Genomic DNA, 22689 nt, shown 5'->3' with positions numbered 1-22689 from the left:
ATGATTTTTTTTGCTTTTTGGTTTTTAGAGCGTGGAATAAAAAAATTAATATTAAAGTGAATATAAATGGAAGGGGGCTGAATTATCAGTTAGAAGGATCGAGTAAGTCCTTATAAGCCAAGGTATTATTTTGTTTTATTGTAAATTATCTGTTTAATTTGTCCACAATTTATAGTATACTATTCGGTTAATTTAACTCCTGATAGCGAGAATAAAATGGCGCTTTCTATTGTGCAGCAATCATTAACCTTTGACGACGTACTTCTTGTTCCTGCACACTCTTTAATACTTCCTAAAGACGTGTCTTTGAGAACAAAATTAACTCGTTCAATCAACCTAAATATTCCTCTTGTATCAGCAGCGATGGATACTGTGACTGAAGCTCGCTTAGCTATTGCTTTAGCACAAGAGGGGGGCATTGGTATTATTCATAAGAATATGACCATTATGGCACAGGCTGAAGAAGTTCGAAAAGTGAAGAAATTTGAAAGTGGTATGGTTAGAGCTCCAATTACGGTGACTCCTAATATCAGTGTTAAAGAGTTACTTGATGTAATGTCTAAATATAATTTTTCTGGTGTTCCTGTAGTGGATGGAGAAAATTTAGTTGGTATCGTAACCAGTCGTGATATTCGTTTTGAAACTAATTTGTCTTTGAGTGTCGAGCACGTCATGACCCCTAAAACACAATTAGTAACCGTCAGAGAGGGAGCAAGTCGCGAAGAAGTTCGTAGTTTATTGCACAAACATCGCCTTGAAAAACTACTTGTAGTAAACGATGCGTTTCAATTACGTGGATTAATTACGGTAAAGGACATACAAAAAGCTAAAGAAAATCCTTATGCATGTAAAGACTCTGCAGAGCAATTGCGTGTTGGTGCGGCTGTTGGCGTAGGAGAGGGTACTGATGAGCGCATTAGAGCATTAATTGCAGCAGGCGTTGACGTCCTGGTCGTTGACACAGCTCATGGACACTCACAAGGAGTACTTGACCGTGTAAAATGGATTAAAAAACATCATCCAGAGATACAGGTAATTGGTGGAAATATTGCAACAGCCGCAGCAGCTCATGATTTATACGCTGCAGGCGCAGACGCTGTAAAAGTTGGTATAGGCCCAGGTTCTATTTGTACTACACGGATTGTAACTGGTGTTGGTGTCCCCCAAATTACTGCCATTGCGAATGTGGCAAAAGAACTTAAAGGAAAAATTCCAGTCATTGCTGATGGAGGCATACGTTTTTCTGGTGATGTATGTAAAGCACTTGCTGCGGGCGCAGATACTGTAATGCTTGGTAGTATGTTTGCAGGAACAGAAGAATCGCCAGGTGAAATTGAGTTGTATCAAGGAACAACTTATAAAAGTTATCGAGGTATGGGGTCAATTGGTGCTATGGCTTCATCGCAAGGTTCCAGTGACCGCTATTTCCAGGATGCATCATTAGGCTCTGATAAATTGGTTCCAGAAGGCATTGAAGGTCGAGTTCCTTATAAAGGCTCGGCGCAAACAATCATTCATCAATTGTTAGGCGGCTTACGCTCTTGTATGGGATATACAGGATGCGAAAATATCGAACAACTACATACTAAAGCTGAATTTGTACAAGTGACTAATGCCGGAATGAGGGAATCGCATGTTCATGATGTCAGTATTACAAAACAGGCACCAAACTATCAGGTGGATAATTAATAATGAATGACTTAAAGCAACATCCTTTACTGATCCTAGACTTTGGTTCTCAATACACACAATTAATTGCACGCCGAGTGCGCGAGTTAGGTGTTTATTGTGAAATTCATCACTTCAATATAACCCAAGAAGAATTCACTTCTTTAAGTCCTTGCGGCATCATTCTATCTGGTGGCCCAGCAACTGTAACCCATGATGAGAACCCGAGAGCACCACAATGGTTGTTTAACGCAGGAGTGCCTATTTTAGGAATTTGCTATGGTATGCAAACCATGGCCGTGCAATTAGGAGGAGAAGTACAGTCATCTTCTGTTAGAGAGTTTGGTTATGCTGAATTAAAATTACACGGTCACAGCAAATTGTTTTCGCAAATTGAAGATCGGCTCAGCGCAGATGGAAATGCTTTACTCGATGTTTGGATGAGTCATGGTGATAAAGTGACGAAATTACCTCTTGGTTTTAATGTGGTTTGTGAAACACGTAATGCACCAATAGCTGGAATGGCTGATGAAAGCCGTCAAATGTATGGAGTACAATTTCATCCTGAAGTAACACATACGCTACAAGGCATGCGTATTTTATATCGTTTCGTTGTCGATATTTGTAACGCTTCAACGAACTGGACATCAGAACTCATTATTGATGAAGCAATCAATAAAATCAGAGCTAAAGTAGGAACAGAAAGAGTGTTGCTTGGCTTGTCAGGTGGTGTTGATTCTTCTGTTGTGGCTGCTTTATTGCATAAGGCAATCGGCAAACAATTAGTTTGTGTTTTTGTTGATACAGGCCTGTTACGTTTCAATGAAGCAGACGAAGTCATGGAAATGTTTGGCAAGCACATGGGAGTAGAGGTTATTGCCGTTCATGCAGAAGAGAAGTTTTTTAATGCACTAAAAGGTGTTACCTGCCCTGAAGAAAAAAGAAAAATTATTGGACGTACTTTTATTGAAGTATTTGATGAAGAGGCACTAAAAATTCCTGGGGTTTCTTGGTTGGCGCAAGGAACGATTTACCCTGATGTTATTGAGTCGGCGGCCACGACTACCAGCGGTGCCTCAGTTGTCATTAAATCACATCATAATGTGGGCGGTTTGCCAGAAACATTGAACTTAAAATTATTAGAGCCTATCCGTGAATTATTTAAGGATGAAGTGCGTAACATTGGTCTTGAACTAGGTTTGCCGCATGATATGGTTTATCGTCATCCTTTTCCAGGTCCTGGTTTGGGCGTGCGAATTTTAGCAGAGGTGAAAAAAGAATACGCAAATATTTTACGTCAAGCGGATGCTATTTTTATCGATGAATTAAGAAAAGCAGATCTTTATCATAAAGTTAGCCAGGCTTTTGCTGTATTTCTACCGGTAAAAAGTGTAGGCGTGATGGGCGATGGGCGTAAATACGATTATGTGATTTGTCTTCGTGCTGTTGAGACGGTTGATTTTATGACGGCGCATTGGTCGCAATTACCCTGGGAATTTCTTGGCCATGTATCCAATCGTATTATTAATGAAGTCGATGGGGTATCTCGTGTAACGTACGATATCTCAGGTAAACCTCCTGCTACGATTGAATGGGAATAACTGTAGTAATTGTAGCGTAACGTGGGTTTTCTATAACAGACTTTCCCGGGTTACGCTGCGCGCAGGCTACATTTTACAAAATCTAACTTAACAATGAACGATCACTATTGGATGCAGAAAGCATATGAACAGGCAATCCTTGCTCAAAATGAAGGAGAGGTTCCTATTGGTGCTGTGTTAGTGAGTAAGGACAATCAGTTATTAAGCTTAGGACGGAATTTTACACAAAACAGCCATGACCCTTCAGATCATGCAGAAGTACGTGCGATTAGAAGTGCATCGCAACAGTTAAAAAATCACCGATTATTAGATACAACACTTTATGTGACCCTCGAGCCTTGTGCTATGTGCGCGGGGCTTATTGTGCATGCACGGATTAAACGGCTGGTTTTTGCAAGCCGAGATTTTAAAGCAGGAGCTGCGGGCTCTGTCTATAACTTATTGCAAGGTTACCCCCTAAATCATAAAGTTCAAATTGATGAGGGAATAATGCAAGCAGAATGCTCAATTTTACTCACTGATTTTTTCCAAATGTGTCGGTAACTTATCAGGCTATAATCACTATTTATTTCAAAGTCATTTGCAGTTCTTGGATCAGTTTTTGTTTTAAGAGTTCTTTTTCTTCATTATTTAATGACTGATTTTGCTGATTTGTAATATAAAAAGTATCTTCCGCACGTTCTCCGGCAGTCACAATTTTTGCATTATGCAAGTGAATGTTTAAAGTTGAAAATACCCTACCTATAGTTGCCAGTAAGCCAGGTCTATCACCAGTGACTAGGAATAATCGAGTTTGATGATAAGTCAGATCTTCGTTGTAATGAATTTGAGTTTTGACATTAAAATGTGCCAAAGCTCTTGATAGTCTTTTTCGGGATACGGCAGGTACTTGTTCTGTTTGTGCTAAATGAGCACATAAAGCTTGTTGAATGTCATGAGAGCGTTGTTTATCAAAAAATGCTTGGTTTTGCTCATCTAAAATAATGTAAGTGTCCAAATCATATTGATTATCAGAGGTAAGAATCATTGCTTCTTGAATGGTGACATTGTGGTTACTTAAGACGGTCGTTGCAATGGCAAAGCGGTCATCTCGGTGAGGCATGTAGATAAAAACTTCAGTTCCTCCTTGGCTATGATGGGGCATAATCATGACTAAGGGAAATTGGGTGCATGCTAGGATTGCTTTAGTATGACGCGCTATGATTTCTGGGGATTCATGGAGAAAATATTTGTCTTTAAATTGCTCCCATAAGTCCTCGACTGTTTTTGCTTTAATACCTTCAGTAACCAATAGCGATAGAGCATAATGCTTACGCACTTTAATGAGTTCTGTTTCATCCATTAATTCTTGTTCTTTATGCAGCATATGTTTGGCTGCTCGATATAACTCCTTAAGCAAAGAGTCTTTCCAAGAATTCCATAATGTGGGATTGGTACCGCAAATATCTGCAATTGTAAGCAAATACAGATAATCCAGATAGTGAGGGTGGGGTAACAGTTTACAAAAATTTTTTATCGTATTGGGATCATAAATATCCTGGCGCTGTGCAGTTTGTGACATAATAAGATGATTACGCACAAGCCACACAAGTAGCTCACTGTCTTCTTTTTCAAGCCTGTGATTTTGTGCAAAATGCAATGCTTCAACCGCACCTAGCTCAGAATGATCGCCACCTCTTCCTTTGGCAATATCATGAAATAATGCACTTAAGTAAACTAGTTCAGGTTTATTTAACGTAGACATAATTTGTACGCAGAGAGGGAATTGCTCTACATAACTTTTTTCTTTGAAACGTGAGAGATTGCGAATTACAAATAAGGTGTGCTGATCTACGGTATATACATGAAATAAATCATATTGCATTTGACCAGTGACCATCGCAAAACATTCCAGATAATGGGCTAGAACGCCGTATCTGTTCATTCGATGCAATGCCTTATAAGGTCCATCTGCCGTCTTAAGAATGCTCATAAACAACTCTGTTGTTTCTGAGGATGCTTTAAAACGCTTATTCATCAGATAGAGTGATTCTCTAATTAAGCGAATAGTATTCGCGCGAACACCTTCAATATCTGGTCGTCTAGCTATCCAGAGGAATAATTTTAATAATGCTTGTGGATGATGGATGAAGATACGGGTATTTCTTACTTCGATGTAATTATTAGACAGTTGAAATTCATTATCTAAATGAAATAACTTTTGTTTGGGGGAGTGCGCAATGGTTTCATCAAACCATTGCAAGAGCATTTCATTGAGCTCTCTATTGCGTTTAATTACTTTAAAGTAATCCTTCATGAATTGTTCTATGGCTAACGAGTGCGGTTTATCTTTATAACCAAAAAACTGGGCTAACTTGACTTGATAGTCAAAAGACAAGCGCTCTTCTGCTTTTTCAGCCAATACATGTAAGGCAAAGCGTACGCGCCAGAGAAAATGCTGGCAGTAAGTAAGTTTTTCATATTCTTTATCAGTAATAAATCCATAGCCTATGCCATCAGCCAATTTTTTAATATTAAAATGACGCTTACCAATGCTAAGGAGAATGTGTAAATCGCGCAGGCCACCAGGACCATATTTGACATTGGGCTCCAGGTTATAAGCTGTTTCACCATACTTAGCATCACGTTTTTTTTGCTCTTGAAGTTTGGCTAAAAAGTAATCATGGCTAATCCACATGTGCAGGGGATGAATTTGATAAATCAATTCTTCCATTAATGCGCCGCGACCGCATAATAAAAACATATCCATGAGACTGGAAACAACAGCGACATCTTGGCTTGCGAGTTCAGCACAGGAAGAAACGCTAGTGATTTGATGGCTGAGATCTAAACCTACGTCCCAGCAATCCTGGATAAAGTTCTGAGCGCGCTGTAATTGTGATTTAGAGACTTTCTCAGTATGCAACAACAATATATCGACATCAGAATAGAGTTGTAGTTCTCGACGCCCATAACTGCCAAGAGCGAGGAGGCAAAAAACATCATGATCTAATTGATTTTTAGTAAATAGGTTGATAACCAGTTCATCAATGAAGTTAACTAATTTACGAGTGATGGTTGTTATATTGGTTTTATAATCGAATTCTTCGCGTAGTTTTTCTTTAAATTGTCTTAGAGTATTTTTAAGATGTTGTAACTCTAAGGTCATCCCTTTTTTTTCTGCATCTTGTGTGGGTGCAAAGGGATGAGCCTTTGTCTGTTTATTTTCGTTCTTCATCGCGCAGAGTCAAAATTTCTACACCATCATCGGTAACCAATAAGGTATGTTCCCATTGGGCTGAAAGACTATGATCTTTAGTGACTACAGTCCATTGATCAGGTAATAAACGAGTGTGATGTTTTCCTACATTGATCATGGGTTCTATCGTGAATGTCATTCCAGGTTCTAGTTTCATTCCTGTGCCAGGTATTCCATAATGTAGTACTTGCGGATCTTCATGGAAGATGCGCCCTATACCATGACCGCAATAATCACGGACAACTGAGCAACGATTTTTTTCTGCATGTTGTTGAATGGCATGGCCTATGTCACCCAAATGAACCCCAGGTTTTACCATGTCTATTCCTATAAACAAACAATCGTGGGCGACCTGAACTACATGTTTTGCTTTGACTGATGGCTCACCAACAAGAAACATCTTACTTGTATCGCCGTGATATTCGTTTTTGATGACTGTGATGTCAATATTAATGATATCACCTTCTTTTAAAACCTTTTTTCCTGGAATACCATGACAGACTACATGATTGACTGAAGTGCAAATAGATTTTGGAAACCCATTGTAATTTAAAGGCGCAGGAATAGCTTTTTGTGTATTCACGATGTAGTCATGGCAAATAGTATTTAGTTCGTCGGTGGTGATGCCTTCTTTTACATGGGGGCCAATCATCTCAAGAACTTCTGCGGCAAGTTTGCCAGCAACACGCATTTTTTCAATTTCATCAGGGGTCTTTATAGTAACTGCCATAGGGTGATCCAAAAGTGTTATTTGATTGTGTTCCAATATATATAGTGTAGGCTATGTAAGAGCTGCATGTATCCGTGTTTTTCGGAACGAAGTGATCTTAGCATAATTGATTATACATGTCATTGAATCCAATTTGTAGCTCGCTTTGTAGCCTGGGTGAAGACGTAAGCCGGGAAACCGTGCAGAAAACCCAGGTTACGCTAAGCGTTACCCAGGCTGCAAAGCTAACTTATTTTTTTCATAAGCATTAGGTCGCTTTAGGGGAATCGCCAATATGTTGGCGATCTTCTTTCTGTGCTAACATTTTCTGTTCTACTAGTAATCTTTTCTCGGGGGGTAAATGAAGCGCTCCATGCCAAAAAGATCCGTACTTAGTATGCGCTGCTGGATTATATTTTTGAACGTTTTTTCCAACAACAACTTGAGGTGTTACATCAGTTGGGTGCTTCCCGTTATGATTTGGAGTATAAGTCAAAAAGGAGTCATCAGTGTTAGGTGGTGTTTTCAAATATATAGTAAATTCTTTTAAAGTAATAATGTTTCCACCTCTCCTGTGAGATTTTAATGCATCCTTAATTAGGTCTTGGAGCACAATTATGGAGTCATCATTTAGATCAACGAAGCAATCTTTCATGCTGGGTTCACTGTGTGCATCTGTTCTAACATCAACTTTTCTAAAGACTTTTCCAGGGGGAATTGATAGATACATTATAAATTTCCTTCTTGCAAAGACCAAACAATTGCTCAAGTGTAACATAAGAACTCACAATTGATATTTATTTGTCATTGAATTTTTGTTTTACTGAGTTTCATTTCGAGTACTATACTTTATTAAAATCTGGCCGCTTAACTCTAAGGAAAGAAAATGAAAGTATGTGCTCGCGGTTTAATGTTTGCTTTATGCTTTCTGAGTTTTTCTATTTTTGCTTTTGAGGGACATGTTGGGGGTGGCTACCATGGGGGCGCGCCTAATACTGTGTATCACAATAATGGATACCATAATAATGTCTATCATAACAATAATGGCTATTACAATAATTATCATGGTAACTATTATCACAATGATGATGGTTATGTGGGCGGTGTCAATGTGAATACTGATAATATCTGGTATGATGATAATTTGGATGATAATACTGGTGTGGTTATTGGCGTGCCTGATGAGGGGTATTATGATCCCTCATGTCAAACAGTAGATGATTGTAGTTCGGGTACTTGTGTGTTAGTCAATTCGTGTGAATAAGAGTTATGGATAAAAAAACATATCAATGGGCAGTAGTAGGAGCGGGTCCTGCCGGGATCGCTGCAGTCGGTAAGTTATTGGATAATGGTATTTTAGCTGAAGATATTTTATGGTTTGATCCCCATTTTAAAGTTGGAGACTTGGGGCTCCATTGGCATAATGTTTCGAGCAATACAAAGGTAAAATTTTTTAACGATTTTTTATTGGCAGTGCGTTCTTTTCATTACCAAGATGCCCCCGATTTTCAATTAAATCATTTACCAGTTGATGAGACATGCACCTTAGGTTTTATGGTTGAGCCTTTGCAATGGGTTACTGAACATTTATTAAAAAAAGTTCAAGCAGTAAAGACAACAATCCGTAATATGTTTTTATCCAAGCGTGTATGGTCTTTATGCACTGACTCAAAAAGCTACCAAGCTAAAAATGTAATATTGGCTACAGGAGCATTACCCTCAACGTTGAATTATCCTGGTGTTAATGTAATTCCTTTTGATGTCGCAATTGATAAAGATAAGTTGGCTTCAGTGGTTCAGCGTGATGAGACTTATGGCGTATTTGGTTCATCTCATTCCGCAATCATCATTTTAAGGCATCTTGTTGAGTTGGATGTTAAAAAAGTCATTAATTTTTATCGTTCTCCATGTTGTTATGCTATTGAAATGGATGATTGGATTCTTTTTGATAATACAGGACTTAAAGGACAGACAGCGGCTTGGGCTCGAGAACATATTGATGGTGTTTTGCCTCCTAATCTACTGCGTTATAACGTCAGTGAACCTAACATTGCCCGTTTTTTACCTGAATGTGACCAAGTAGTTTATGCAGTAGGTTTTGAGCAGCGAAAAAGCATTGTAATTGGTGATTATGAAAATGCACGTCATAATCCCTATGTCGGCATTATTGGGCCAGGGTTATTTGGTTTAGGTATTGCCTATCCTGAGACTAAGACTGATGTTTTCGGTAATATCGAATCTCAGGTCGGTTTATGGAAGTTTATGGTGTACTTGAATAAGGTAATGCCTGTTTGGTTGAAGTATCCGACTTAAGTCATAATTCACTTACGGGTACGCATACGTTCACGGAAGAACCTTATTTTTTATATACCAACCTTGAGTTTTCCTTAGTACTACTCACGAATTACTACCAAATACAAAAAAAAATTTGTAAACTATGCTCAAATTTTGAGGAGAATAGTTATCATATTTAAAACAAATCGCATTAGCTACTGGTCTAGTGAACTGATCACCCTCGTGTGCAGCCTTTTTTTTACTTTAGCATGTAATAGCGCTTTCTGGAGGGAGTTACTTCAAGGTAAAGAGTTAACGAATCCACATACTTGGTTTTTTATTTTTTGCACTGCAACTGCAATGACGAGTTTGTTTTGGTTTTTACTTCTTTTAGTGATTAATCGTTGGACCTTTAAATGGTTTACTATTGGTTTATTGATGATTACGTCTGTTGCAGTGTATTTCATGAGTACATTTCATGTGTATATTGATCCAACCATGATTACCAACATTGTGAGTACTGATTATCAGGAAAGCAGCGAATTTTTACAATGGCGTATTCTTCCTTATTTTCTATTTCTAGGTGTGCTTCCGTGTTGGTTCATTTGGCATATTAAAATTTATAAAAGAAGTCTTCCTTCATATTGGGCAGGACGATTAGGAACTATTTTTTTGTCATTATTTATGTTGTTTGGCAGTTCCTGGGCGGTATTTCACGAGCTTGGTCCAATTCTTCGAGAGCGAAAGCAACTTGTTTATTTAGTTACTCCTTTAAATATGCTTTCATCTTCTGCAAAAGTATACTGGAGAGCGCGAGAGGCTCGAGTAGATAAAACAAAAATCAAAATTGGCGCGGATGCGCATCAGCTTTCACGCTCTGAACAGAGTAAACCACGCGTTATTATTCTTGTCGTTGGTGAGACGGTTCGTGCTGTAAATTGGGGGCTAAATGGATATCGGAGGCAAACAACCCCGGAACTTGCTAAGCGAGACGTTATTAATTTCAACCAAGTAACCAGCTGTGGTACGACAACGGCAGTTTCATTACCCTGTATGTTTTCTCCTTATGGGATGCACGCATATAACAGTAAGAAAATCAATCAAACTGAATCCTTGCTTCATTTATTGACCCATACAAATATTTCAGTATTGTGGCGCGATAATCAGTCAGGTTGTAAAGGTGTGTGTGATGATTCAATGGTCGAAGAGTTAAATGTAGACGATTTATGTAAAAATGGACGTTGTTTTGATGAGGTTCTTTTGCATCAGCTTCAAGAGCGAATTATTAGTAAAAAAGGGGATCAGCTGATTGTATTGCATATGCTTGGCAATCACGGTCCTGCGTATTTTGAACGTTACCCAGAACAATTTAAGAAGTGGACGCCTACTTGTGATACAGCGGATTTATCTTCGTGCTCGCAAAAAGCACTAGTGAACACTTATGATAATGCGATTTTGTATACTGATTCGATATTGGCTCACACAATTGATTTGTTACAAAACATTAAATCACATGATACTGGATTAATTTATGTGTCGGATCATGGTGAGTCACTTGGGGAGCGTAATGTATTCCTTCATGGGTTGCCTTATTTTATGGCGCCAGATGAGCAAAAGAAGGTTCCTATGATTTTATGGCTGTCACAAGGATTATCGAAACAATTAGCCATGAATGAAAATTGTTTGCGCAACAAACAAGCCGATCCTATATCGCATGATTATTTGTTTTCAACTCTTTTGTCGCTTTATGATGTAAAAGCAAAGGAACACAATCCAAAATTTGATTTGATTCAATCCTGTCGCAATATATAAAAATTGTAGCCTGGGTGCAGCGCAGCGAAACCCGGGTTTTTTAGACATAAACAAGCTTCTTAACCCAGGCTACGAATGCTCTAGGCTAGGTGGCATTGCCAGAGGTTTGGTGTGAGCGATAATACCAAAATTTAGGGAAGACGAGACAACAAACAGTTACCCCGATAATGGATAATACACCGCCTGATATCAGTGCGGTGCTAATGCTAAAACTTGATGCGATAAGTCCAGCACGTGTATCGCCTAATTTAGGTCCGCATAAATAACTAATCATTTCTATGCCAGCCAATCGACCACGATATTCTGTTGGAATGGTATTATTCCATAAAGTGGTACGAAATATTCCACTTATGGCATCAAAAGCGCCTGCCAGTGCTAAGAAAAATAGGACAAGCCACAGTGAGTTTGATAAACCAAACCCAATAATTGCCGCACCCCATAGCGCGGCGGCAATTGCAATTGCTTTGCCATCACGTGCTATTTTTGATGTCCAGCCGCTGAAAAACGAAATAAACAATGCTCCTACTGCAGGCGCAGAATAAAGTAAACCTAATGTTTTTGCTCCTCCATATGATTGGGCTATCGCAGGGAGTAAGGCATTAGGCCATGAAAAAACCATGGCAATAAAATCAACTAGATAGCTCCCCATTAATTCTTGTCGATTAAGAGCGAAGGAAATTCCTTGTTTTAGCGAAGATACGATAGATGGATGCTCTTGCAATGCTGGCTTAGGAATATTATGAAGCCTAATTAAGGCGATTAATGACATGATAAATGTAATTAAATCAATTAAATAAGTGATAACAATTCCATATTGAGCAATGATAAGTCCAGAAATTGCCGGCGCAATAATCATACAAAAACTGAATTTAAATGTAGCAAGCGCCCCTACATTTTTATAATCATTAGGAGTAACAATTTGCTGGGTAATGCTATCAAAAGCAGGACGATGTAAACCATTAATCGCTGACATAGAAGCGGAAACGATAAAAATAAGGCTCAGAGAGGGACTGGTCTGATATGAGTTAAGCACCAGTATGAAACAGCCTCCAGCTAGAAGTAATTCACTGATAATTAATAACCCACGGCGATTGTATCGATCTGCAAATACCCCGCCAATTAGTGCAGTAATTAAAAGAGGTAGTAATTGAACCAAGCTTAATAATCCAACGATGAACGTTGACTGGGTCATTTGATAAACTTGATAGGGCAGTGCGACACTACTAATCATGGTGCCAATAAATGAAATAAATTGTCCAAAATAGAGCAATCGGAAGTCACGATTTTTTTTTAGAAGAGATAGATCTATGAATTGGCTCATTTTGAAACATCCAAACGTACAGGATAATAAACTTCAATAGTAAAAAGCTAATTTTATGCTTTTAAATTGATTCAGTATAGTACTAACTATCTTAGAAAAACTCAATTGATGACTTCTTGTATCTTTCCGAATTATGGCTTGCTGTATCCAGGTTACAATGCTCGGATAAGGGCGCTGGACTTCAATGAGTTTCGGAGTCATTATTTTTTTCTTTATTTTGAATAAGCAATGGTTCATTAAAACATAATGAAGTAGAGTAGGTCATGGGTATTTTTTCATCATCAAGTGCTTTTTTAATGCTTGTGAGTACTTCATCAAGTGAGCGTCGTTGGTCACTGGGTTTGGATTTTGCCCACCAATATATTTCAAAATCAACCCCATTAGAAGAAAAAGAAACAACATAAATCTGAATGTACTTATCTTTAGAAACAGTCTCGCATCGTTCCACTGCTTTGGTAATAACTGAACGTACTTTTTCCACGTCAGTGCCAAAATCAACACTACAGCCAATTTTTTTTCGCCTAAGTGGGGTGTCGGTTAGTACCTGCACTGTATTAGTATACAATTTAGAATTAGGGATATATACACGAGAACCATCTGTTTTGCGAAGATGAGTATTTTGCACGGAAATACGATAAACATAGCCTTGCTGTGAATCAACGATGATGAAATCACCAATACTGAAAGGCTCTCTGAGTAAGATTAGGATACCGGTAAAAAAGTTTTCAAAAATGCTTCTGAACGCCAAACCAATTGCAACAGAGGTCAACCCCAATGTTGCTAAGACATTAGCGGTGGTTACCGATGGAAATATAATGGCAGAAATGATTAAGATTCCCACAAACCACACGACAATAAAAGTTAGTTTATGAAAAATAGTGACTAAATTGGCGCGAATTGGCATTCTAGGTAAAAGCGAATTAATTAGTCGACTAATTAATTTCGCCAGAAAATAGGTAACAACAGCAAAAGCGATGCCTGCAATAATATTAGGAATAAGAGTAATGAAGTTTTGCGCAAATTTATTCAATGTTTTTAGAATAAGCTCTAAATAGTTCATTTTCGAATGTCCTTATTCCTGATCCTAAATCCTAATTATCGCTTTTAGTTTAGCAAAAAAAACTAAAAGAAAGTAATAATGGCTATCCTAAGAGCTTTTTGGGGCACATAATCTGAGTAAAATGAACTATTACACAGTTTATTTGCTTTATGGAAGTAATCCTCGCATTCTCACTATATTTCATATAGGATAAAATGAGATATCCTCTTGTTATATAAGAAATTATGGCACTAATACGACGTGATCCAAAATCGAAGGCTTCAAGAAGAGTTTCTATTGCCAGTATGATTGGCACTACAATTGAATGGTATGATTTTTACCTCTTTGGTACTGCTTCAGCATTATTTTTCAACATACTTTTTTTCCCTAAAATTAGTCCTGTAGCAGGAATTATGGCCGCATATGCAACCTATGCAGTTGGTTTTTTTGCAAGACCGCTGGGTGGTATTATTTTTGGTCATTTTGGTGATAGGGTGGGCAGGAAAAATATGCTTATTATCACGTTATGTATGATGGGAACCTCTACTTTTTTGATTGGACTACTGCCTACCTATGACTCAATTGGGATATTCGCACCAATTTTACTTGTACTTTTGCGATGTATTCAAGGAATAGCTGTGGGTGGAGAGTGGGCTGGTGCAGTCGTATTGTCTGCGGAGGTCAGCCGTGAAAAAGAAAGAGGATTCTATTCAAGTTGGCCGAATGCAGGTGCCCCATTTGGTTTAGTCATTTCCATTGGGGTATTTCTTATTTTTTCTGCATTGCCTAGTGAGAAATTCTTATCATGGGGATGGCGTATCCCTTTTTTACTTAGTTTCATTGTTGTTCTTGTGGGACTTTATATTCGGCTACAGATTATGGAGAGTAAAGTCTTTGTGGACGCAGCCAAAAATAAGCGTCCGCCTAAAGTTCCAGCCTTAGAAATGTTGCGCTCTCATTTTAGAAATTTTCTTCTCGCAATAGGGGCACGTTTAATTGAAAGTTCTTCCTTTTATATTTTAACTGTTTTTATATTAAGTTATGGGACATTTAACCTGCATTTATCAAAAACACTGCTTCTTTATGCAGTGATGCTCGGCTCCATTTTTGAAATGCTACTGATTCCATACTTTGGCATGGTTTCGGATTTAATTGGACGTCGCCCTGTATATATCTGTGGGGCTTTATTGATGGGGTTGTTTGCATTTCCATTTTTTTGGTTGCTGCAATCAAAAAGCCCACATTTGATTTTCTTTGCAGTGTTGTTTGGCATGTGTGGTCCTCATGCCATGATGCATGGTGCTCAGGCTGCATTTTATTCAGAGCTCTTTCACACACGCATCCGTTACAGTGGAACCGCAATTGCTTATCATTTATCAGCAGCATTGTCGGGGGGGCTAGCGCCTTTAATTGCTACTGGTTTGGTTGAGTGGGCAGATGATAAAACCTGGCCTGTATCAATTTATCTGATTATCATGTCGATAATTACGATTATTTGTATTTATTTGGCAGCTGAAAAAGCACAAAAAAGTATTTCCTAATGAAGAGCATAACCTAGTATTTGTGGTAGGGCCATTTACGTGAGCATGCGTTCACGTAAATGAGTATGCTAAGTGGTTATCCTTTGTATATGGGATCTAACTGAAAAATTTTTTAACTAAGATTTGCCTGTATTAATTTCTTAAATTTAGATACAGGCAATGTGCTATCTTATTATTTAGTGGGAGTAAACGCTGAAACTTCAACAGTTTTTACAGATGAATTGTTATCGAACGCTTTCAAAAATTCAGAGCAAGTTTCTTTACATTCAGGAAATAAACTTGAATAAGTAGTGACGTCTTCACGTGCTTGTTCAATAGTGCTTTTTCTGTATTCTTCTACGTATTCATTGTCTTCAAACATATACGCTTGACGATCCAAATTTGATAAAATATTGAGTACATGCTGCTGATAGGCTTGAATCAAGTTGCCCACATTATCTCGTTTTGCAAATAAATTTTCGCCTTGTGAAGCATTGCGAATGGTTTTATCTAATATCACAACATTACTATTCCAGTACTCATTATATCGTTCTTCAAATAAAGAATTTTTAAATTTCATATTAAAGCCTTTTTTGTCGGGACTGATAAATATATAGACAAATTATTAAGAGAATATTAAGTAAGGTGGTTAATAAGGAGTATATGGAAGTAGAGATAGACGTAATTTTTGATTTTATTATTCTCTTCTTAACAAATTTTTAGAGGACAATTCTTCCCATAATTCACACATAAAATCAGTATCTTGTAATTCATGTATGGTAATTTTTTGAGGCAATGCAGGATTCAAATCAGCAAAGTGATTTCTTACTAATTCTCCGCGTACGAGGTCTTTTAAATCAGTTACATAAGCAAGAATTCGATTTTCAGATAAACTTTCAATAACTGCTTCATTCTCTTTGATAAAATTTGCAATTGCATTAGAATTTTCCTCTGGATTTAAACCTATAAAATGATCGAGTAAAGGTTCATATAAAGAAGATAACTCAATAACTCTTCCGGGAACCCCCACAACTAATCCACTTATTCCATTTTCGACTTTCTTATCTTTCAAAAATCCAGTGAATAAATTTTCAAGAGTAACAGAACCTCCATAGGCTACAAGTGGTTTGTTTATCGATATGTATTTAACTAATGCATCAATAGTGACTCTGTCAAAATTGCCTCTTGTTGGCAAACCAAACTCAGGACAACCACCATGAATCCTATAATAAGGGATATTATGCTCTATTGTTGACGCTAATTCAGCAATACTTTGAGGTCTTTTTTTGAAAAAACCTACTAAGTGATCCCCCAGACTCATACCAACACTCCTAAATACAACATACTTCAAGAAGGGAAAATCAATTGGCGTAAAGATGTTGTATAAATAAAATTCATCTGATTTAAGTATAGACAGTAATTGGCTTTGAAAAAAAAACGGTGCTAGATTGATTGTTATTAAACTACTGAAGTAGATGTGTCGTTATGGGTAAGAACTAGATTGGAAAACTTGTACGTCTTATCCGGATAAACCCCTTCGTATTGTAAGGTAAAAAGGGTGAAGTTTACTCGCACACAAAACAACTATGACTGACTTGTCCACAAATTCTGTGGATAACCATGTTATTAACCTATGAGTGTTAATTATTGCATTTTCTTGTCGGGCTTTAAGCCCGACATACGCTATATAGCTTCTAATGCCAAAGCAATACCTTGGCCTCCTCCGATACATAAGGCAACAATACCTCGCTTTAATCCATCACGCTGCATGGAGTGCAGTAATCGTGTAGTTAATATGGCACCTGTTGCACCTATGGGATGCCCATGAGCAACGGCTCCGCCTTCAATATTTACCAGCGAGGCATTAAGGCCCAGTTCTTTAATGACGGCAAGAGGTACTGCGGCATAAGCTTCATTGATCTCGAAGCGTTCAACATCGTCGAGTGTCCAGCCAACTCGTTTTAATAAAGTCTGTATTGCTGGAGCAGGCGCAATGCCGAACATCCCTGGTTCAACAGCACTTACAGCGTAACCCATCAATTTTGCTAATGGTTCTAGGCCATATTTCTTGGCAGCAGCCCTGTTACTTACCAGTATCGCAGCAGCACCACTATTAAGACCTGGAGAATTACCTGCGGTTAATGTGCCATTTTCTCGAAAGGCTGGTTTTAATTTAGTTAATTTTTCCAAAGAGGTGTCAGGTCGGTTGGTTTCATCCTTTTCAAAATCTACAGTACCACCCTTGGTAGGAATAGTTATAGGTGCAATTTCTGCGACAAACTTTCCTTCTGATTGGGCTTGTGTAAATTGATGGTGTGATCGTAAAGCCCATGCATCTTGCTCTTCTCTACTAATGCTGTATTTCATTATCAAGTCTTCTGTATGCCAACCAGAATGTTTATTGGAAAATGCATCATGTAATCCATCACGCAGCATGCTGTCATAAATTTGCGCATCACCCATTCGATATCCCCATCGACCTCCACCAACTAAATAGGGGGCAAGATCCATATTTTCCATACCGCCTGCTATGGCAATATCTGCGCCGCTGACAGCAATCTCTTGTGCTGCGCTCACAATAGCCTGTGCGCCAGAACCGCAAACACGGTTGACTGTAAGAGCGGGGGTGTTGACACTCAGGCCTGCATGAATAGTTGCTTGGCGAGCTGGGTTCATTTTATTACCTGCCTGGATAACATTACCCATGACTACGGTATCTATTGCTTCAGGTGTAAGTGCTGAGCGTTTTATTACCTCCTTGATGACTGTAGTCGCTAATTCAACGGCCGGTGTTTGTCTAAGACTACCATTGTAGTTGCCAATAGCAGTGCGCACAGGAACACTAAGTAGGATTTCTTGTGAAAACATAATAAATCTCCATTCCCTTGTTTGGTTGTTTTCTTTTTGCTATTTCTTTTTAGCTAATAGAACAAAAAGGCATTTAATCGAGACGCATCAACAACTAAGAGTATCAATGAAAAATATTCGCAAGCAAATAAATATAATAATATTAATTTTTCTCAATCAGTTTATAAGCTTTTAGGTTGTTAAATTTTGATTATAGATAGGCTGGTTTATAACGCAAATGGATTGATGCATTTCGGTATTGTGGTTGATATTTATAATATACTTCGAAATTTGTTCAAGTTTTCAATAAATGCTCCTTTTGCTAATTAAAAAATTGAGACAATTGCTCGAAGTTTGGTTATATCCTAAATTAAGGGATGCTCATAAAGGAATTAAATTCAAAGTCTGCGAATAATCGTACCAACGCTTGTTTTGGTAAAAGCAGCCAGTAACGTCCTTCATTTTTCATATTATTGCCCAGAAAATCCGCTGTTTCACCTTCACCCCAATAAACATCGCCACGCATTATTCCACGAATTGCACCACCAATGTCCTGAGCAATCATGAGACGTTGTAATGAACTCTCATTATTTTCATGTATATTTGGTTTCACAGTCGATAACCAGAGCGGAGATCCTAATGGGATCCAGTCTTTGTCAATGGCTAAGGAGTACCCAGGAGTGAGTATAATACCGTGAGCACCTAGAGCATCCTGTTGGTTTAAAGGCTCCGCTTTTCGATTTTCATATGAAATATATAAACGCTTACCACTGGGAAGCTGGATGATACCAGCCCCCTCAATTTGTAAAAAAAGCCTCTCAAGCGAACTTTTTATCCAAGCGATGACTGGTTTTTGGGGATGTTTATTTTTTTTGGAGTTATGTTTTACTGCTCCATAAATTGGAATGTTGTATTGACTCGTTTTGATTAAATTGCCTTTGACTACAGGCATATAATAACCAGTAAATAAGCCAGAGATTGGTTTGTCTTTATTGAACTCAACGGGGTCAAACCAGTTTTCAAAAAATTCTTTTGCAGATTTATCTGTAATTGGATCGATAGCTAAAGCTACTCTACAAGGAGACTGCCAGTCTTTAGCTCGTATATCAATGTATTTGGAGCCGTCTGCTTCATTAGGATCTTGACTTAAAAATTTCTTGCAGGAATTTTGAAAAACAGATAACGATTTTTTTATATCAGTGGTGTCCCAGCCAGGTAAATCCAAAAATGAAATTTGTTTTAGGGCAATATTCTGGATAATAATTTGAGGGGCAGGGACCTCAGGAGCAATTGGGGATTTTTCAACAGCTTTGACTCTGTATTGATGGTAGCCAATGGTTAATTGAGGAACAAAGAATGTTGAATCAGCTCTTTTTAATGGCCGTGCTACTGATTCACGGATTGTTTTAGACGAAAAAAACAAGACACAAATGCAAATCAGACCGAAAAGTCTAATTGTGATGATTATTTCATTTTTCATAACTGATTGAATCTACAAAAGTTGAAATTAAATACGATATTTTTTTATAGAACAACGTATGGGATTAATAATATTTGTTGTCTGATTTTCTCAGTACATCCAGCGGGTATTGCAAAGCCATTACAAAAAAAAATACTTTGTGCCATTGTTTACCTAGCTAATTATTTTGCATAAGTCTTAAGTATAGTACATTAAGAGATTTTTGATTAAATAAGACCTACTGGGAATGCCCTCACAAATGAGCACGAATGGTCTAGACCCTGTAAAAACAGTATGAATAATTTGATGGGCCTCCAATAGGAGGCATTTACAATGTGTGTTGCTTGTTAGACGTGAGTGTCTGGGGAGCACTTTCTTGTTCTGGTTTATTTGTACCAAAAAAACTCCATAACGAGGTTAAAAGGCCTTTTTGGGTTGTTTGTTCAACAACTCCAGGATTTTCGACTTCCACTGGAGCAAAGATATTGTTAACCAGATGCTTACCTATGGAGCTAACAATACCATAACTGGCGATACCAGATAGAATGGCTGCGCCATAATTCCAGGTTGCATGAAAGCTTCCTCTAGCTGCTTCGATGAGTCCATGACTAAAGCTGAGAAGTATCAAACTACTTGACGCTATTTCTAAAGTATTGCTTAGAACATGCAGATTTTGGGTTCGTAAGTAATCTCCAAGTAACTTAAGAGTCAGGTGGCATAACTCGCTACCCAATGGGATCATAAGCTGTTGTGCTTGCTCAAAAAAGCTTGAGTAATCAGTGGCGTAGGAGTTATACACCAGTCTTAAAAGGATAACTGAGTAATAAATCGCAAGGGTCTTTAAATGGGCGTCTAGTTGAGTATCACCCAAACGCTTAAAAAGGTACTCTGCAGCGCTACGAGCACCAAAGTCACATCCTATGGATGCACCGGCGAATGCGTAGTTTTGTATTTCTTCTAAGCTTATGGGTTTAAGCAAGCTATCTTTCCCATAGATTGCTTGACACATTTGTGCATCTAAAGGACCAGGCATAACTGCGTAAGTGGTGTTTAAACAGGCATCCATCTTTTCGCATAAGTTTGTATCAGATTCTATCTCATCGAGGTATGGCATTACTGAATATCCCATCCCTTCAGGGCTATTTTGTAAATAGACACGAATTGACTCTACATCGTGGAAATGTTGCAAGCCAATAGCATGTCCTATTTCATGGCTAATGGTTCTAATATTGTACGGCATGAGCTTGCCTGCAGCATCATAGTAGTTTGAAGGAATACATACCAAACCAAATTGGAACTGTCCTGAGGTGAAGACTTGTTGCCAGTATCCATTGATATCACCCAGGTCGTCACAATTGGCTATTACGATACCTGGAAAAGTATTCGAGCTAATTTTGCCAACGTAGATGAATTTAATTGTGTTTTCACAAGACTTTTCCCATTCATGCAGAACTTTTTGCAGCCAATTAATACTGTCAGTATTCAAAGGAGCAAATGAGCTTTGCGAATATTTTGATCGTGCACTGTCCTTGAGCTGTTGCGGGATAATGGATAGATCATAAGAGTATGGGATATTTGTAATCTTTTGCGTGCTAGGCCAGTGGTGAAGTGTGGCGTTGAGGATTTCATTAGGTGTAAGTTTTCTATAGTTATTATTCGTAATTGGCATTTAGTATACTCGGGCAAAAAGCGCACACTATAACTAATAAAGATTAATAAAATATTAACAACCGGCCAGAGGGTATTGATATTTCATGCTTAAGGCATTGAAGAAAAAGAGTTGGCTCGTTAATATGCCGAAATTAAAGGGTTAAGGTCATTCTGTAGAGGAGTACGTATTTTATGCCAACAGTTGCCAGTCAGTTAGATTCTAAAAATGATCCTGAAGAGATACTACAAAAAAAACGCATTGCCAGTGAGACATGCTTCAGTGAGCTGATTTACAAGGCTGCGAAAAATCCTAATAAAAAAGCGGCCAAAATAGCGATTAGTAAAATACTTCCTTTTGCTTCTATTGATGTATTCCATGATGTGACAAGTGAGGCTGCGGTCAGTAAATTAGCCGCTGAAGGTGATTTTGAATCCGTTAATTTTTTAAGAAAAGAATTCAATGCTTCATTGCTATGGATAGCATATGGTTATGCTCAAGGCAAGCATGTGGCAGAAGCAAATAATGCTTTAGAGTTAGTACATAATCCTGTCGACCGACTCTCATTATTGCAGGAGATGGCATCTGGTTATGCCCAAGGCGGGCATGTGGCAGAAGCAAACAAAGTCTTAGCGTTAGCTGAGAATCCTGATGAGCGACGCGTATTGTTGCAGGGAATGGCATCTGGCTATGCCCAAGGCGGGCAAGTGGCAGAAGCAAACAAAGTTTTAGAGTTAGTGCATAATTCCGTCGACAGACTCTCATTGTTGCAGAAAATGGCATGTGGCTATGCCCAAGGCGGACATATAGTAGAGGCAAACGAAATCTTAGCGTTAGCCGAGGATCCCACGGAGCGATTCGCGTTGTTGCAGGAAATGGCATTGGGCTATGCGCAAGGTGGATATGAGGCAGAAGCCAACAAAGTCTTAGCACTCGAGCAGAATTATGATGACCGATTCGAATTATTGCAGCAAATGGCATATGGCTATGCTCTGGGCGGACATGTGGCAGAAGCCAACAAAATCTTAGTGTTAGCTGATCCTGATGAGCGATTCTCATTGTTGCAAGAAATGGCTTGTGGTTATGCTCAAGGGGGACATGTGGCAAAAGCAAACAAAGTCTTAGAGTTAGCCGAGAATCCTGATGACCGATTCGAATTGTTGCGGCATATGGCAAGGGGCTATGCTCTAGGAGGACATGTGGCGGAAGCAAACAAAGTCTTAGTTTTAGCCGAGAATCCTGTCGACCGACTTGCATTGTCGAAAACAATTGCTGCTAATTTGCTGCACATGACGCTCTCTACGGAGCGTGATGCATTGCAAACCCTTGCAACATTCAATCCAGATTTCCAATCTGTTATTGCTTCTGAATTAAAAAAATATGCAGCAAAAATAGATATAGTCCATTTAGTTCCTAAAGCAACAAAACTGCATACGCTTATGAAGACCCAGAAACTTAATTTTGATCAAGCTATGGGGTGGATGCAGCCAGAAATGCAACTATGGCTTTTACAAGGACCTCAACTGATTAAAAATAAAAAATTAGCTGCAGCA

18 protein-coding genes are annotated in these 22689 nt (G+C 38.4%); 8 read left to right on the top strand and 10 right to left on the bottom strand.

Annotation, left to right across the window (positions count from 1 at the left end):
- Positions 1–216 precede the first annotated feature (216 nt).
- The 3 genes from guaB to tadA all read left to right on the top strand — a co-directional run bounded on the left by guaB (position 217) and on the right by tadA (position 3812).
- Positions 217–1689: an IMP dehydrogenase gene (gene guaB, locus BGO44_RS01290; RefSeq protein WP_058510694.1), complete on the top strand. Its 1473-nt coding sequence runs from the start codon at positions 217–219 to the stop codon at positions 1687–1689.
- Between the two features lie 2 nt (positions 1690–1691).
- Positions 1692–3269 carry a glutamine-hydrolyzing GMP synthase gene (gene guaA / locus BGO44_RS01285; RefSeq protein ID WP_058510693.1) on the top strand — a complete coding sequence of 526 codons (1578 nt, stop codon included), beginning with the start codon at positions 1692–1694 and terminating at the stop codon, positions 3267–3269.
- A gap of 93 nt (positions 3270–3362) precedes the next feature.
- Positions 3363–3812, top strand: coding sequence for a tRNA adenosine(34) deaminase TadA (tadA, locus tag BGO44_RS01280; RefSeq protein WP_058510692.1), 450 nt, complete (start codon positions 3363–3365; stop codon positions 3810–3812).
- A 22-nt stretch (positions 3813–3834) separates the two neighbouring features.
- Here tadA and glnD read toward each other — a convergent pair whose 3' ends face one another.
- The 3 genes from glnD to BGO44_RS01265 all read right to left on the bottom strand — a co-directional run bounded on the left by glnD (position 3835) and on the right by BGO44_RS01265 (position 7946).
- The gene (glnD, locus tag BGO44_RS01275; RefSeq protein WP_273199502.1) at positions 3835–6417 is read right to left on the bottom strand and encodes a [protein-PII] uridylyltransferase; all 2583 of its coding nucleotides are present in this window, start codon (positions 6415–6417) and stop codon (positions 3835–3837) included.
- 52 nt (positions 6418–6469) lie between these two features.
- Complete coding sequence (gene map / locus BGO44_RS01270) at positions 6470–7237, bottom strand: type I methionyl aminopeptidase (protein ID WP_058510690.1); 768 nt, start codon at positions 7235–7237, stop codon at positions 6470–6472.
- A gap of 247 nt (positions 7238–7484) precedes the next feature.
- The gene (locus BGO44_RS01265) at positions 7485–7946 is read right to left on the bottom strand and encodes a hypothetical protein (protein ID WP_058510689.1); all 462 of its coding nucleotides are present in this window, start codon (positions 7944–7946) and stop codon (positions 7485–7487) included.
- 156 nt (positions 7947–8102) lie between these two features.
- On the opposite strand from BGO44_RS01265, the gene BGO44_RS01260 reads away from it, so the two are divergent.
- The 3 genes from BGO44_RS01260 (at position 8103) to BGO44_RS01250 (ending at position 11302) form a co-directional block, all read left to right on the top strand.
- The gene (locus BGO44_RS01260) at positions 8103–8480 is read left to right on the top strand and encodes a hypothetical protein (RefSeq protein WP_058510688.1); all 378 of its coding nucleotides are present in this window, start codon (positions 8103–8105) and stop codon (positions 8478–8480) included.
- Positions 8481–8485: 5 nt separating this feature from the next.
- Complete coding sequence (locus BGO44_RS01255; RefSeq protein ID WP_273199458.1) at positions 8486–9529, top strand: FAD-dependent oxidoreductase; 1044 nt, start codon at positions 8486–8488, stop codon at positions 9527–9529.
- A gap of 135 nt (positions 9530–9664) precedes the next feature.
- Entirely contained in the window at positions 9665–11302 is a 1638-nt protein-coding gene (locus tag BGO44_RS01250) for a phosphoethanolamine transferase (RefSeq protein ID WP_273199457.1), read from the top strand.
- An 85-nt stretch (positions 11303–11387) separates the two neighbouring features.
- On the opposite strand, the gene BGO44_RS01245 is transcribed toward BGO44_RS01250, so the two are convergent.
- On the bottom strand, positions 11388–12623 hold the full coding sequence (locus BGO44_RS01245; protein WP_058510685.1) for an MFS transporter: 1236 nt from the start codon (positions 12621–12623) through the stop codon (positions 11388–11390).
- A 181-nt stretch (positions 12624–12804) separates the two neighbouring features.
- Complete coding sequence (locus tag BGO44_RS01240; protein WP_058510684.1) at positions 12805–13683, bottom strand: mechanosensitive ion channel family protein; 879 nt, start codon at positions 13681–13683, stop codon at positions 12805–12807.
- Between the two features lie 224 nt (positions 13684–13907).
- Between BGO44_RS01240 and BGO44_RS01235 the strand changes: the two genes are divergently transcribed.
- Positions 13908–15203 (top strand): MFS transporter, encoded by a 1296-nt coding sequence (locus BGO44_RS01235; protein ID WP_058510683.1) that lies wholly within the window; start codon positions 13908–13910, stop codon positions 15201–15203.
- Positions 15204–15375: 172 nt separating this feature from the next.
- On the opposite strand, the gene BGO44_RS01230 is transcribed toward BGO44_RS01235, so the two are convergent.
- From BGO44_RS01230 to BGO44_RS01210, 5 genes are all read right to left on the bottom strand, one after another.
- On the bottom strand, positions 15376–15762 hold the full coding sequence (locus BGO44_RS01230) for a hypothetical protein (protein ID WP_273199453.1): 387 nt from the start codon (positions 15760–15762) through the stop codon (positions 15376–15378).
- A gap of 117 nt (positions 15763–15879) precedes the next feature.
- Positions 15880–16503 (bottom strand): hypothetical protein, encoded by a 624-nt coding sequence (locus BGO44_RS01225; protein ID WP_058510681.1) that lies wholly within the window; start codon positions 16501–16503, stop codon positions 15880–15882.
- A gap of 362 nt (positions 16504–16865) precedes the next feature.
- Positions 16866–18050: a thiolase family protein gene (locus BGO44_RS01220; protein ID WP_058510680.1), complete on the bottom strand. Its 1185-nt coding sequence runs from the start codon at positions 18048–18050 to the stop codon at positions 16866–16868.
- Between the two features lie 349 nt (positions 18051–18399).
- Positions 18400–19509: an MltA domain-containing protein gene (locus BGO44_RS01215; RefSeq protein ID WP_273199450.1), complete on the bottom strand. Its 1110-nt coding sequence runs from the start codon at positions 19507–19509 to the stop codon at positions 18400–18402.
- A 307-nt stretch (positions 19510–19816) separates the two neighbouring features.
- Positions 19817–21157 carry a zinc metalloprotease gene (locus tag BGO44_RS01210; protein ID WP_273199448.1) on the bottom strand — a complete coding sequence of 447 codons (1341 nt, stop codon included), beginning with the start codon at positions 21155–21157 and terminating at the stop codon, positions 19817–19819.
- Between the two features lie 173 nt (positions 21158–21330).
- Here BGO44_RS01210 and BGO44_RS01205 point away from each other — a divergent pair.
- Positions 21331–22689: tetratricopeptide repeat protein (locus tag BGO44_RS01205; RefSeq protein ID WP_286822648.1), on the top strand; the 1359-nt coding region annotated here is incomplete at its 3' end.

Source organism: Legionella sp. 39-23, from assembly GCF_001897665.1.
Lineage (GTDB): Bacteria > Pseudomonadota > Gammaproteobacteria > Legionellales > Legionellaceae > Legionella > Legionella steelei.
This window is presented reverse-complemented; position numbering and strand designations above follow the sequence as displayed.

Bases quoted from the DNA above. Each gene is read 5' to 3' on its own strand.
- guaB (WP_058510694.1), top strand. From the start codon at position 217: ATGGCGCTTTCTATTGTGCAGCAATCATTAACCTTTGACGACGTACTT.
- guaA (WP_058510693.1), top strand. From the start codon at position 1,692: ATGAATGACTTAAAGCAACATCCTTTACTGATCCTAGACTTTGGTTCT.
- tadA (WP_058510692.1), top strand. From the start codon at position 3,363: ATGAACGATCACTATTGGATGCAGAAAGCATATGAACAGGCAATCCTT.
- glnD (WP_273199502.1), bottom strand. From the start codon at position 6,417: ATGACCTTAGAGTTACAACATCTTAAAAATACTCTAAGACAATTTAAA.
- map (WP_058510690.1), bottom strand. From the start codon at position 7,237: ATGGCAGTTACTATAAAGACCCCTGATGAAATTGAAAAAATGCGTGTT.
- BGO44_RS01265 (WP_058510689.1), bottom strand. From the start codon at position 7,946: ATGTATCTATCAATTCCCCCTGGAAAAGTCTTTAGAAAAGTTGATGTT.
- BGO44_RS01260 (WP_058510688.1), top strand. From the start codon at position 8,103: ATGAAAGTATGTGCTCGCGGTTTAATGTTTGCTTTATGCTTTCTGAGT.
- BGO44_RS01255 (WP_273199458.1), top strand. From the start codon at position 8,486: ATGGATAAAAAAACATATCAATGGGCAGTAGTAGGAGCGGGTCCTGCC.
- BGO44_RS01245 (WP_058510685.1), bottom strand. From the start codon at position 12,623: ATGAGCCAATTCATAGATCTATCTCTTCTAAAAAAAAATCGTGACTTC.
- BGO44_RS01240 (WP_058510684.1), bottom strand. From the start codon at position 13,683: ATGAACTATTTAGAGCTTATTCTAAAAACATTGAATAAATTTGCGCAA.
- BGO44_RS01235 (WP_058510683.1), top strand. From the start codon at position 13,908: ATGGCACTAATACGACGTGATCCAAAATCGAAGGCTTCAAGAAGAGTT.
- BGO44_RS01230 (WP_273199453.1), bottom strand. From the start codon at position 15,762: ATGAAATTTAAAAATTCTTTATTTGAAGAACGATATAATGAGTACTGG.
- BGO44_RS01225 (WP_058510681.1), bottom strand. From the start codon at position 16,503: ATGAGTCTGGGGGATCACTTAGTAGGTTTTTTCAAAAAAAGACCTCAA.
- BGO44_RS01220 (WP_058510680.1), bottom strand. From the start codon at position 18,050: ATGTTTTCACAAGAAATCCTACTTAGTGTTCCTGTGCGCACTGCTATT.
- BGO44_RS01215 (WP_273199450.1), bottom strand. From the start codon at position 19,509: ATGAAAAATGAAATAATCATCACAATTAGACTTTTCGGTCTGATTTGC.
- BGO44_RS01210 (WP_273199448.1), bottom strand. From the start codon at position 21,157: ATGCCAATTACGAATAATAACTATAGAAAACTTACACCTAATGAAATC.